Origin of the sequence: Novipirellula herctigrandis, from assembly GCA_007859835.1 — a bacterium.
In the GTDB taxonomy this organism is placed as follows: Bacteria; Planctomycetota; Planctomycetia; order Pirellulales; family Pirellulaceae; genus Novipirellula_A; species Novipirellula_A herctigrandis.
The window spans coordinates 2736157-2749827 of the sequence record SJPJ01000001.1; the positions used below are offsets into that span (position 1 = coordinate 2736157).

The following is a 13671-nucleotide window of genomic DNA, read 5'->3' on the forward strand; positions in this document are numbered from 1 at the left end:
TCGCGATGGCAGCAGCATCGCAACCATTAATTTCCAACACTTAGTCTCTCTAGGAGAAAACGGAATGCCTCATTCAACTCGCCGCAGTTTCATCAAAAAGTCCTCCGCAGTCGGCGCGTTTACCATCCTGCCGTCCTGCGTCGCATTGGGCGATCAAGCCAACACCAAAACACGAGCACCGAGCGAACGCGTGAATTTGGCGCTCGTTGGCAGTGGTGGCAAGGGCAATCGAAACCGTTTAGCGATGCTCGATACAGGACTATGTAACATTGTCGCTTTGTGTGATGTGGACTTAAAGGGTAAGCACACACAGGATGCACAAAAAGCACATCCCACCGCGCCGACCTTCACTGATTTCCGCAAGATGATGGATCAGATGGGCAGCCAAATCGATGCGGTGATGGTTTCAACCCCCGATCACGCTCACTTTGCTGCTGGCATGTTAGCGATGTCGATGGGAAAACACGTTTGGGTTGAAAAGCCGCTTGCTCATACGTTCGGGCAAGTCGAACGGATGATCGATTTAGCCGCCCGCAGCGGCGTCGTCACACAAATGGGGAATCAAGGTCACTCGGGCGGAAACTATTTTCAGTTCAAAGCTTGGACCGAAGCGGGCGTCATCAAGGACGTGACCAAAATCACTGCGTACATGAATAAGTATCGCCGTTGGCATGGCTGGGGCGAGTCGGTCGCCGAATACCCTATCGAGCAATTGCCGGACGGCATGGACTGGGACACTTGGATCAACCCATCACCCGCACACCCATACAGCAAGAGACTTCATCCGGGCAACTGGCGCAGTTGGTTTGATTACGGCAGCGGCGCGTTCGGCGATTGGGGACCACACATCCTGGATACTTGCCATCGTTTCTTGAAACTCGGACTGCCCGAAAAGATCATCGCGGTCAAACGCGACGGGGCGAACGAGTTTGTTTTCCCACAAGCCTCAACAATTAGCTTTGCGTTTCCTGCACGGGAAAACATGCCCGCTTGCGACGTGACTTGGTATGACGGCGTTGATAACATTCCAGAGCTGGAACCGGAATTCGGTGACATCATTAGGGACAAAGCCGCAGCCAAGAAGCCTGGCAAAATCATTTATGCCAAAGACATTGTCTTGCAAGGCGACTCGCATGGCGATGTCTTGCAAGTGCTTCCGAATGAAAAGCATGCGGAAGTAATCGAGTCGTTTCCCGAGTACTCCAAGAGCAACTCCAATCACTGGGAAAATTTCCTGCTCAGCTGTAAGGGCGAAGAAGAGACTCGTTCTCCGTTCCGCGTGAGTGGGCCGCTGACACAGGTCTTTAACCTTGGCGTCATCGCCCAGCGACTCGGTGGCGAAATTGCTTTTGACCGAACGACGAACAAAATTACGAACAACGACTTCGCTTGTACTCTACTGGACCCCGAACCGCGTAAGGGCTGGGAAGAGTTCTACACACTTTAGCGGGTCCGACACACACACACCCTCAACGCTAGCAGTCTTCCGTCATTTTCTCGTAATCATCATTCGCAACTATGAAAAGAATCCTTCCTCTCGTCGTGCTCCTGGTCATCACGACGGTTCCAACGCTACGCGCCGAAGCTCCCTTTATCGACTTGTTCGCATCTGGTGATTTCAGCCAATGGCGAGTCGGAAAAAAGGGCACGGGATGGAGTATCGAAGACGGCGTCGTGCATCTGTACGAGAAGAAGGCTGGAAGCTTGATGTCGCGCAAGAAATACAAAGACTTCGAACTTCGGTTTGATTGGAAAGTCTCCGAAGGTGGAAACAGTGGCGTCATCTATCGGGCCCAGAAAGGTCGTGGATTTGAATATCAAGTGCTCGATGACGAGCGACACATTCGCGGCAAAGACCCCATCGGGTCCTCTGGCGCTCTCTACGACTTGGTACCGCCGATGGCTGGCAAACCTTACAAGCCCGCTGGTCAGTGGAATACTGCAAGGATTGTCGCCAACGGCAATCACGTTGAGCATTGGTTGAACGAAAGCAAAGTTCTTGAAGCCGAATTGAGCGGCAAGGAATGGGACGACCGCTACAACAACAGCAAGTACGTTAAATATGGCTACGAAGACTTTGGTGACGTCGAAAGCCCTATCGTTTTTCAAGATCACGGGAGCCAAGTTTGGTTTCGCAATGTGCGTATTCGCGAGATGCCCCCCAAAGAGCAGTCTGAGGTGGTGGACTTTAATTTCCACGCGATGCTTTCCCCCGTTCCCCTAACAGCCAAATTCATCGACGAAGATTACTTCATCTGGGGCGCTAGCATGGTGCGTGACGCCGATGACAAGTGCCACTTGCTCTACAGCCGTTGGCCTCGCAATTTGGGACACAACGCGTGGGTCACTCATTCGGAAATTGCTCATGCGGTTGCTGATAGCCCACTTGGCCCGTACCGATTCGTTGATGTCGCCCTTCCCGTGCGAGGCGAAGCGTATTGGGATGGACTGTGCACCCACAATCCGACGGTCCATGAATTTGACGGCAAGTATTATCTTTACTACATGGGTAACACCGGCGACGGCAACGCGACCAAGAAACTGAATCCGATTCATCGCAACAACCAACGAATCGGCGTCGCGGTCGCGGAACATCCCAATGGGCCATGGAAACGTCTCGATCAACCGCTGATTGACATCAGCGAAGCTTCGGACTCGCACGACGCATTGATGGTTAGCAACCCTTCGATTTGCCGCCGCGCCGACGGCACGTTTGTATTGATTTACAAAGCCGTTGGAAAAAAAGCTCCCTTGCCATTTGGCGGCCCTGTGGTCCATTTGGCTGCCACGTCGCAATCCCCCGTAGGCCCGTTCGCTAAACAGATGCAACCGTTGTTTACCGCCCCCGGCGTCAAGTTTCCCGCTGAAGACCCGTACATTTGGTCGCAAGGCGATCGTTGCTGGGCGATCGTGAACGATCACAAAGGAACCTTCAACAAAACCAACACCGATTCGTTGGCGTTGTTCACATCGACAGACGGACTGAACTGGGATGTTGCCGCTTCGCCTTTGGTAACGCGACGAGAAGTGACCTGGGCCGATGGCTCCGTTCAATCGTTCCATCGGCTTGAACGACCGCAACTATGGTTCGATCACGGAGTCCCTGCGGTACTTTTTTGCGCCGCGGAAGAAACCGATGCGAAGACGCACTCGTTCAATGTCCACATTCCGCTACGATCCCAGAACAGCAAATAGAAGACACCTCGATGAAATTCGCCATTTGCATTTCACTCCTCGGCCTCACACTGATCACACGACTGCATGCGGTGGACGACGTTCTTCAACCCAACATGTTGTGGGTCGTAACCGACGACCAACGCGCTGATTCTATCAATGCATTCAACAGGATGCGTTTTGAACAAGACAACAGTCGGCTTGGGAAAGTAATGTCTCCCAATGTCGACCGGTTGGCAGCGATGGGGACGACGTTCCTCAATACCTACAACCAAAATCCCAGTTGTGCGCCATCGCGAGCGGTAATGAATACAGGTCGTTACTCGCACCGAACCGGCGTTTACGGATTTGAATATTACAACCCCACTGGGCAGGCGCATTGGCGACCGATGGCACCAGAGACCCTTCGTGATGTGGCCGGATACCAAACCGTTGCCGTGGGAAAAAATGGTTTGTATGCCCAGCATTTTAAGGGAAAAAGAGGTGGCACGGCGCCCCCGTTGTACCAAGTCAACTTTGGTTATCGGAACGAGTTCGCGGCAAAGGGGTTAGTCGACTGGCATCCCGAAACCAAATGGAAAGGCGGAAAAAAAGGGGCTCGAACGGAGTTCTTTTTTCTACCCGACGGTCGAAAGTTGTCGGTAACCGCGGAAAGCTCTGATCCCGACAACCGAAAAGAAATACGCGATCGGTGCCGCCTGTTCCGCCACTACGCTCCCGGCGAATCCAACGCCTCCAATGCAGGTCTGATTCTTGCAGGCGTGAATCCACAGTCACCTGACAAAACGCGAGACGGCAGTTTTACGACAGCGATTTTAGACCATCTGGATCATCCCGACGAAACCTACGTCACGAAACTGGGAATCAATCAACAGGGCCCCGATAGCAGCCACCCGCTGTTCGCCTATTGCGGTTTTGAATTCCCCCACACTCCGGTACTTCCGCCGCAGTCGTGGAGAAACAAGTTCCGTGAATTCCGCTATGAGATCCCGAACTTCACGCCCGAAGAATTGGCCAGTTTTCCGCCCCAGATCCAAAAACTTTACAAAAACAGCCAAAGCGATCACTTCACCGATGAAGAGAAACATCTGATGATCGCTGACTACTTCGCCTTTTGTGCCTACGGTGATTCGCTAGTGGGGAAGGTTGTGGACGGGTTCATTCATTTCTCTGAAACACAAAAACGTCCGTGGCTCGTGCTCTATGTTTGCGGTGATAACGGCTGGCGGTTGAATGAACACGGTATGGTCAGCAAGTTCGCGCACTTCGATACCGATCTACATAACCCGATTATTGTTGCGTCATCCGACAAGAACATGTTCCCGGCAGGCAAGACAGTGAGAGATTTCACCTGCTTCGTCGATATTGCCCCGACGTTTCTTTCCGCAGCAGGGATCAATCTTGATCAACCGGACTACCAATACCTTGATGGCCGCGATTTGGCAAAGGTGGCCAACGGGAAGGTTCCGCCACGCGATTACATTATCGCAGAGCCAACACATGTAACCGGCCCGCGCGCGGTTATCCGCACAAGGGATTACAAATTTTCGATGAAGGTCCGCCCTTCAAACAAGCCGGGCAAAGAGATGGATTGGGCACTCCAGGCCAACTTAAAAGATATCGAACCGGTGTTCTTTGATTTGCGTTCGGATCCGTCCGAGCGCAACAACCTCGCTTTTGATCCTTACTACATCAATGTCATCAACGCCATGCGAACAAAACTGCAAAGCATCGTGCTCGGTGACGGCCGGGTGGAAGTGCCGTGGAGCAAGGCCGGAGGCGACCCAGTGTTTGTGAGCAACTTTGCACCCGGCGCAGATGATGGAATACTAGAACTTCCCAATCTCAATCCCAAGGGATAGTAACGTGAAATTTATAGATAGCGTGAAATAGAGGACGAATAGGATTGGAAGAGTTGCATTGGAAAATCGCGTTTGCATGGATGATGCTTGCAATCCTTTCAGCAGCCAGGACGAATAAAGATAGAACACCACCAAGTATCGAGCGAGAAATGGCTGTTGTTTCTTGCACAGGGCCAAATGAGTCATTACCAATAGGACTTAATATGAGAACGAAAGCAAGCTTACTTTCATACGCAGTTTTCGTGGTTGCCGTTTCGGGCTCTTGCCAGGGCGAGGATGGAGTGTTTCCGCACAAGATGCCCGAGAGCAAACCCGATATTGAGATGAGTTCCGCGATGGAGCGGATGTTTCGATACCCGGCGCCACGTGCCCAGGACAATGAACTCTTCTCGCAGTTTAAGTACACCCCATTAGAAGGTTTCGACTACAACGGCGGTGACGGGACAATTTCTCGCCGTGATCCTTCGAGGCCAATTTTAGTCGATGGAAAATACTATGTTTGGTATACCCGGCGTCATACACCGGTGCCTCCGATCGGAAGCGCGCATGCAAACGAAGCAACCGATGTAATCCCATCCACCGATTGGGATCTGTGTGAGATTTGGTATGCGACGAGCCAAGATGGATTTACATGGGAAGAGCAAGGGATCGCCGTACCGCGCCCAGCAAAGCCGATTCCCGGATGGAGGTCGGTCGCTACGCCAGACATTCTTGTGTGGAAGGGCAAATACTACCTCTATTATCAGGCGTTCGTTGAAGCAAGCGGATTAAAAGGCGATTGGTGTCCTGTTTCTGCATCCTACGCTAATTCGCCGGATGGACCGTGGACATCGACCAACAAGACGATTATTCATACAGGCAAAAAGGGAGATTGGGATCAGGATGCCATTCACGATCCACATCCGGTTGTCTACAAAGGAAAGATCTATACGTACTACAAAGCAGCCTACAACAAGTGGCCGGACATTCGTGATAAATACGCAGTTGCTCATGGCTTGGCCATTGCGGACGATCCACTTGGCCCGTTTCTAAAGCACTCACTTAACCCGGTACTGAACTCGGGTCACGAGACAACCTACTTCCCTTTCAAAGAGGGCATTGCAACGTTGGCCATCAAGGACGGTAATGAACGCTGCACCATACAGTACGCGAAAGACGGTGTGAATTTCGAGATCGCATCAGTGGTTGAGCTAACACCGATAGCAGCGGCCCCATTTGCTCCAGATGCTTTTACCAATAGCGGTAATGGACGAGGAATCACTTGGGGGCTCTGTCATTTCACCAATGCCGGGACGCGAGACAAACAACACTCAATCATGGCGAGGTTCGATTGCGACCTGAGTCTCGATGTAGACGACCCAACGTTTAAAAACACAGGTGTTTGGCATCGGCCAGAAGTCTATTTCAAACAGGGTTTGAACAAAAAACAGCGTGCACGAATTAACGCCGATAACCGCAAAGCTCTCGGGACTCCCCCTTGAGAATCCGAGAAGCGAAGCCGAGGCGTCTTCTGATTCACTTGGCTTTGGCAACGGGCAACCTCAATGCATCGGCATCGAGGTTGAGATGCCAATAGGATTGAAAGTGAATGCGATGACGATTGAGGCACTAGTGAGGCACTAATTTGCCGAACGGGAACCGATAGCAGGACCACGCCATTTCGCTCCCAAAACTCACATGCGAATGATCGTGTTAACTACTCTGCGAATTTACTCTCGAAAATGCGAACAGGATCGTAATCTGGCTTTTCGTAGAGTTTTTGTTGCCGGTCGATTTTACTGTAGGGATAAAAGTCAAAGATGTCACCTTGACCGAGGATGCGTGGGTCGCCCTGTTCTTCAAGCTCCGTTTGAAGCTGTGTCCACAGCTTGGCCATGACAACAGCGTATTCGGGGGCAGTTGCAAGATTCTTCACACAATCGGGGTCCGCCTCGATGTCGTAAAGCTCCTCCGCAGGTCGTTTGCCGAAACTCATTTCGTAATAGACATACTCAACCGAGTCGGAGGCGAGTTTCGTGAGATAACTCTTGGTCGGAGAGCCGTCACAATTTAGTAGGCCCAGTTCGGGATTGCCAACGGGCCAACGGTCTGGTTTAAAATTTCGCACATAAAGAAACCGGTCGGTGCGGATCGCGCGAGCCGGATACGCGACCGAAAGCAACTCTCCGTCGGTGCGACCGATGTCGTGGCGTTCTTTGCCAAGCAACGTGTGATTGCGGGTTGCGTCGAGGCGACCCGATTTTTCGGACAACAATTGTGGTAGGAAGCTCTTACCAGTCATCTGTGGATGGCTTTCGACACCAGCCACTTCCATCAACGTCGGTGCTAGGTCTGGAAACGTAATAAAGTCGGTCACGTTTCGACCGGGTTTGATCTTATCGCCCCAACGTACTACCAAGGGAATGTGAAATCCGTCGTCATAGATTTGGCCTTTCACTCTAGGAAATGGCATCCCGTGGTCCGAGGTGGCAATGATCAGTGTGTTATCGAGCTTGCCACTATCGGCAAGATGACCGATAGCTCGCTGAATATGCTCGTCGAACCATTCAACTTCGATCGCGTAATCAGCCAAATCACCACGGATCGTAGCGTTATCAGGAAAGTATGCTGGCACCTTCACGTCGGCAAGATCACGCCCGTCGAGCTTCCAATTGTCGAGCCCGTAGCCTCGGTGAGGTTCTTTCGTACCAAACCAAAAACAAAAGGGAGCATCACCACCAGCGGTCGCTTGAAGAAACGCCTCAAAATTCGCCGCATAATCGATGTTACTGATACCTGCATACGGAGGCTTCGACTTCAAATCGTTGTATTGGTGCCCCGCCGGATTATCCGATTTCGCATCACGACTGGCGTCGGTATTCTTCCAAATCCCTGGTCCCCAACCTTTACCGGTGTAACCGATCTGATAGCCCTGCTCTTCAAGCAAGTAGGGGTAGAACTTCCATTTTTCTGACAGAAACGGATTATGGTTACATGCTTCTTCGAGTTGCCAAGAATAGCGACCGGTTAGAAGACAAGCTCGCGCTGGTGCACATTTAGGATTGCAGTTGTAGGCCTGAGTAAAGAGCACACCTTCTCGGGCGATCCGGTCAAAACCGGGAGTCTTCACATAGCTGCTTCCGTAAACACCAAAACTGTCGCGTGAGGCATCGTCCGCGATGATAAACAAAATGTTCGGCCGCTCGGCGGCTGACAAAATTCCGTTAATGCAAACAATCGAAGCGAGCAAAAGTAAGCGGTGCATGAAATTGGTGGGGGTGAGAGAGCGAAGGCGAAAACAAAAAAACGGATACAATGCATGCCGAAGAAATCAATCCGCTGACAATTCGGCCAATTGTTCTGCCAACTTCGTGTTGATGCACTGCGGGTCTTCCGCCTTACCGACGTGGTCAATCAATTCACGAGCCAGGGTGCGGACGGTCGACCGGCTCTCTGGATTATTGATCAGATTTTTGAGTTCGTTGGGATCTTGCTGAAGATCAAAAAACCACGGACGCTCGGAAGTTGAAAGCACAAGCTTGAAGCGATCACTGACAGCGGCAACCCAAGACGGCTTCAACCCGGAGGACTGGATGATTGCTACATCCTTCCACTGAGCATCCCCTTTCCCGGTAAGCAACGCCGATGCATCTCGTCCTTCTGTCTCGACCGGCGCTTCCTTACCAAGCATCGACAAAAGCGTTGGCGCAAAATCAACAGTGCTGAGGGCTTCGTCGACTTGCGTTCCAGAAGGAATGCTACCGGGTGCGGCAATAATCATTGGTATTTTTGCGCTCCCCTCGTAAGGATTGCCTTTATTTAACCGACCGTGCTCGAAACAAAGGTCACCGTGATCCGAAGTAAAAACAACGATCGTATTTTCCGTCAAATCAAGCTCGTCAAGCACATTCAATATCTTGGCAACATTGTCGTCAATACAACGCACCATTCCGAAATACATCGCCATCAAAGACGGATTGAATTTGCCCACGCTATTCCTACCGCTCGCCGATGCCCATTTAGGATTCTCTTTTGTCATCGAAAACGTCATGGGTGGCCGAATCACCATGCCAGCAAACATCGTGTCGTAGGGAGCGCGAACCGTATTGGGACCATGAGGGTCAGGAATACTGAGGTGATAACAGAACGGCTCGTCAGCATGTTGCCGGATAAAGTCGATCGCCCGATCCGCGAGCCAATCCGTTGAAAACGTCTTCTCGTCCGCGTCACCGACGGAATAACTGGGTTGCCCCTTTTTGTCGGTGGAACCAACTCTTGGCCCGTCCTCAGAAAGCTGAAAGTTCTTCCAATGACCACGATTGAACATGAATCGGTTGTCTGTAAAACCAAATTTTCGTTTCGGTTCCCACTGCGGTTTGCCGGGGCCATCAAGATGCCATTTCCCCGCGTAACCTGTCGCATACCCGTCACGACGCAACACTTCCGCAAATGTAACGATGTCATTGTTTAGCGGTTGATCATTGGTATGGCTGCCGGTGTGGTGTGGATACTTGCCTGAAAAGAAGGCGGCACGTGATGGCGTGCAAACGGGCGAAGTCGCATAAAAAGACGTGCAAATCGCTCCACGTTTGGCAAGCGAATCGATTGCAGATGTTTCAACAAACGCATCATTCCCCCATGCAAATGCCTGCTCTGGTGCCAGCGTTTCACGGTAGCAACCTAGCGTACGAAAGTTATGCTCATCGGTTTGAATGATCAAAACATTCGCAGGTTGATCCTCGCAAAACGCATTGCCTGCCAAGGCGACAACAATAGTGACAATTAGTAGTGATTTCATTTGAGTTAGCATTGTCTTATCAATTACAGGATAAACAATCATTTTCCGCTGCGCGGGGACACCCCTAGCGCTGCATTATACTTCGTGCTCGGCTGGAAATGGGCGTTGAGTCAACCGCACCGCATACGGGCCTATTGCATACGGGCCTATTGCACGCCGGAGAACTTCTCGACGCCCATTTCCTTTTCCCATTCAACGAGCTTCGTAAGAAGTTCCTTTTGTTTCTCGGGGTTAGCTTCGGCGATATCGTTTGCTTCCTTGATGTCTTTGGCAATGTTGTAAAGCTTCACTGTGCCGCTTCGGTAAGCAAGCAATTTCCAATCGCCCCTGCGCACCGAGGCATAGAGATCTTCATATGCCCGATAGCCATAGATCGGATCGCTCCGCGTCATTGTTTTGTTGTCCTTGATCGTGGGAACCAGCGAAATACCGTCGAGTTTCCCGTACTGCGACGCATCACCGCCGGCGATCTCCACGATCGTGGGAAAGAGGTCCGTTGATTGGACGACGCTGTTGTTCTTCGCACCGGGCTTTGTCACTCCTGGCCAATGAACGATCAACGGAACGCGTGCCCCCCCTTCATAAAGCGTGTCTAGTTTCTTGCCACCGTGGAACGGAGCATTCTCAAATGCACCACCTTGGTCGGAAAGAAAGATGACGATCGTATCTCGGTCCATCCCCTTTTTCTTGATCGAAGCTCGGACACGGCCCACCGATTCATCAACGGCCTTGACCATCGCGGCGTAATGGGCGTACTTGCCCGTTAGCCCCTTTTCCTCAAAGTGCTTCACCAAATCTTCTCGACCGTCATGGGGGCCATGCACCGAGTAGTACCACATCGAGAGCATCAACGGTTTTTCACCATCGTACTGGTCAATGAAGTCGACGGCCCCGTCAGTCAGCTTGTCAGTCAGATAGCGTTCTTTCTCATCCGCTAGAACCTCCGAGTTTTTGAAATACGGTGGGTGATAAGAGCGAGGGTGCCCAGCGTTCGAGGTACCTATCTGCTGATCAAATCCCTGGTGGATCGGATGATAATCTTCATGCCCGAGGTGCCATTTCCCCACAAACAGATTGTAGTAACCAAGATCTTTTAGCACCTCGGCATAAGTGGTGTACTCGAGATCCAACCAGTTGACACAGGGAAATTGCGCAGGGTCCGTTTTCCACAAATTGTACTTTTCATCCGTCCGACCGTACTTATCAAAACCATGCGCGATATCGTTTGGAATATGCCGTACCAAGCTTAGCCGGGCTGGATGCTTTCCGGTCAGCAGTGTCGCGCGGCTGGGGCTGCAGGTCGGACAGGCAATGTAAGCCTGTTGGAAATCCATGCCTTCGGCGACAAGCGAGTCAATGTTTGGCGACTCGAACACGGGATTACGGTATCCCAAGTCGGACCAACCAAGATCATCCACAAAGAACAGGACAATGTTCGGTTTCGTTGCGGATGGGGAAGACGGGTCTTGAGCAGACACGACGGTGAGGAACAGCGAAAAAAAGACCGCTAGGTAGAGTAGTTTCATCGTTGGCTTCGATTCCTATTTGACATTTGTGATTGATCGCACCTGTGATTAGTCGCACCTTGCATGGTGCCATCATAAACGGTGTTTGCTCTGGCTGTGGTGTGATCAGCCCAAAAACTCATCGCGCTGCCCCGGACGCAACTAGAAATGAATCGCCCGCTGGTCTTTTCTGAGGTTGTTGAGCATCAACCCCCAAAGTCCAAACCCCGGTTTTCAGGTCAGCGGATAGGCTCATGAAGACTCCATAGGCCTTCGCTCCATCAGCATCGGTAATTTCGATATCGAGCGGTTGCCTTGGAATCATCGGCGCAGTGGCAGCGGCGCAAAGGCAGTGGCTAGGTCATCCGCCCTTTGCAATGGCGCCCCTTTATAGGAACGCGCAGCGTAAGCCTTCCATTGTTTTGCCGTCGATGCTTGATCGTATAGCGGATTCCGACGAGGATCGGTTGCCAACGACAGTTGCCGCTGATTGCAATCACATCCTCTGAAATCGATGGCTTTCAGGACATCGCAAGCATCAAAGCGTCACTCTGGGTTTTCCTCTTCGAGTTCCGCCATGGCAGCCGACTCCTTAGCCATCAGTTCCCCTAACGATTGACGTTCGTCCGGTTCGAGTACCGTTGGTTCGGAGCTACCACCACAACCTGTTAAGCCAGCAGCAACAAACAACATGCCAACAAAAATTGCTTTTCTCATCGTTATATTTTCCTTCGAGGGGGGATTCAACATTTTTATTTTGTTCGACCATTTGGTGGCACGGTGATTGTCATTAGAGAACCCTCGTGAACCACCATCGTACTACGATCGAGTTACTTCGCCTGAAACAAAAAATGGTGGCGCGATCGTACGGAATCGCGTGTCCGCGCCACCAAACATTCTTTCCAAACTTCACCTGGAACGGTTTCGCCTAGAACTGATCGTCAATCGTTTCCTTGCTAGCGCGGCTACCCAAGGCTCCCCACAATCCATACGGACTGATACTTCCAGGTGCCCGAGATCCGGTCCCCTTCAACCAAACGGCACCGGCACGTGAGTTTCCTGCTTCGATCGAGTCAGTGATGAACTTCACCGCACCATCGCCCATCAAGACATGGCAACCACCTTGATGACGGCTTGAAGCCGGATAATTACCAGTAGAGATGCCTGCAAAACAGACTTCACTGTTTGGTGGTAAGACCGTCTGCATAATGCCATAAAAGTCATGGTAATCTGCCCAACGATACCCACGGCCATAAGTGATTTGGGCTGGTGTGCCGGTCCAGAATTGCGGACGTAAAGGATCGATCCATCCAGCTTGGTCTCGGCAATAGCTCGGATTATTACGCATCTGGTTGTTGCTTGGAGTGCCACCATTCGCTGCAACCGTGCGATTGTCGTTGTCACCAAGATCGGTAGCGATCTCTCCCATCGCGATCGTATTGGACAAACCATCAAGCATGTCGCGGAACCTCATCTTTGCGTGGGTCACGAAGAAACCACGGTTACCAGCCCGAGCGTCTTCACGTGAACCCTGCCAGTTGCCGCCACTGCTGCCAACATCATTGTTTTTTGCATCAAACACGCCGTGGTTGACCGCGTACAGGCTATCGCCCAAACACGCGACATAGTTGGTTCGGCCCATCGCGGGCAAACCCTGCCCGGGGTCACTTGGGCAGCGCAGCGTTGGGAGGGTCGTCACCCATGGGTCGTACTCGACGTGACGCGGTGCCGGTCCCATCGGCGGGTAATCTGCGACTTGTGAATTCCAAGCATGACCAGGGATCAAGTAAGTCAATCCCGGCGCTCCGTCATGCTCGAACGGGTTGGAAATGACTTCCCAGATAGCCTGTTGCTCAATGAACGGAAGAATCCCCACAAGCATGCTCAACGAATCTCGGTTGGAATAAGAGCAGTTCCGATTGTGAGCGAGGTTGTCATTCAGCGCCGACGAACCACCACCATGCTTGGGCAACTGGTTGTACGCTGAGTGATAGTTGTGAATCCCAAGTCCAATCTGTTTGAAATTATTGCTGCAGCTCATGCGGCGAGCTGCCTCACGAGCAGCTTGAACGGCGGGCAGTAGCAAGCCAACCAATACCCCGATGATGGCAATCACCACCAAAAGTTCGACGAGGGTAAAGCCAAGACGGCTTTTGAAATGTGAACGCATTTTCGTCATCTCCAAAAAAACAAGAAAAGTTTGGTGAATACCATCGGGATATCTCTCAACCACCACCTGAAAAAAATTGGGTGATGGTGAAAGCCCCCCTCTAATGCCTGAAATTCCACATCCATCCGGAATTACGAGAAAAACCCAGCGATTTCAGAATAATTCTCGAAACCTTCCCTTCTC

General features: G+C 51.6%; 10 protein-coding genes. 4 read left to right on the forward strand and 6 right to left on the reverse strand.

All coding sequences use genetic code 11. From position 1 onward, the window contains the following. Positions 1–64 precede the first annotated feature (64 nt). The 4 genes from CA13_RS10115 to CA13_RS10130 all read left to right on the forward strand — a co-directional run bounded on the left by CA13_RS10115 (position 65) and on the right by CA13_RS10130 (position 6517). The gene (locus CA13_RS10115; protein WP_146396019.1) at positions 65–1447 is read left to right on the forward strand and encodes a Gfo/Idh/MocA family protein; all 1383 of its coding nucleotides are present in this window, start codon (positions 65–67) and stop codon (positions 1445–1447) included. A 71-nt stretch (positions 1448–1518) separates the two neighbouring features. Further along, on the forward strand, positions 1519–3195 hold the full coding sequence (locus tag CA13_RS10120) for a 3-keto-alpha-glucoside-1,2-lyase-like domain-containing protein (protein ID WP_146396021.1): 1677 nt from the start codon (positions 1519–1521) through the stop codon (positions 3193–3195). A gap of 11 nt (positions 3196–3206) precedes the next feature. Next, entirely contained in the window at positions 3207–5036 is a 1830-nt protein-coding gene (locus CA13_RS10125; RefSeq protein WP_146396022.1) for a sulfatase-like hydrolase/transferase, read from the forward strand. Between the two features lie 203 nt (positions 5037–5239). Beyond that, a complete protein-coding gene (locus CA13_RS10130) occupies positions 5240–6517 on the forward strand; it encodes a glycoside hydrolase family 117 protein (protein WP_146396024.1) in 1278 nt (425 codons plus the stop codon). A gap of 215 nt (positions 6518–6732) precedes the next feature. On the opposite strand, the gene CA13_RS10135 is transcribed toward CA13_RS10130, so the two are convergent. The 6 genes from CA13_RS10135 to CA13_RS10150 form a co-directional block, all read right to left on the reverse strand. Then, on the reverse strand, positions 6733–8280 hold the full coding sequence (locus CA13_RS10135) for a sulfatase family protein (RefSeq protein ID WP_146396026.1): 1548 nt from the start codon (positions 8278–8280) through the stop codon (positions 6733–6735). Between the two features lie 66 nt (positions 8281–8346). After that, positions 8347–9813: a sulfatase family protein gene (locus tag CA13_RS10140; RefSeq protein ID WP_146396027.1), complete on the reverse strand. Its 1467-nt coding sequence runs from the start codon at positions 9811–9813 to the stop codon at positions 8347–8349. A gap of 146 nt (positions 9814–9959) precedes the next feature. Further along, positions 9960–11339, reverse strand: coding sequence for a sulfatase (locus tag CA13_RS10145; RefSeq protein WP_146396029.1), 1380 nt, complete (start codon positions 11337–11339; stop codon positions 9960–9962). A gap of 118 nt (positions 11340–11457) precedes the next feature. Beyond that, a complete protein-coding gene (locus CA13_RS34975) occupies positions 11458–11643 on the reverse strand; it encodes a hypothetical protein (protein WP_419194147.1) in 186 nt (61 codons plus the stop codon). 221 nt (positions 11644–11864) lie between these two features. Beyond that, entirely contained in the window at positions 11865–12035 is a 171-nt protein-coding gene (locus CA13_RS34980) for a hypothetical protein (RefSeq protein ID WP_419194148.1), read from the reverse strand. 211 nt (positions 12036–12246) lie between these two features. Beyond that, entirely contained in the window at positions 12247–13488 is a 1242-nt protein-coding gene (locus tag CA13_RS10150) for a DUF1559 domain-containing protein (protein WP_146396031.1), read from the reverse strand. Positions 13489–13671: the final 183 nt, after the last annotated feature.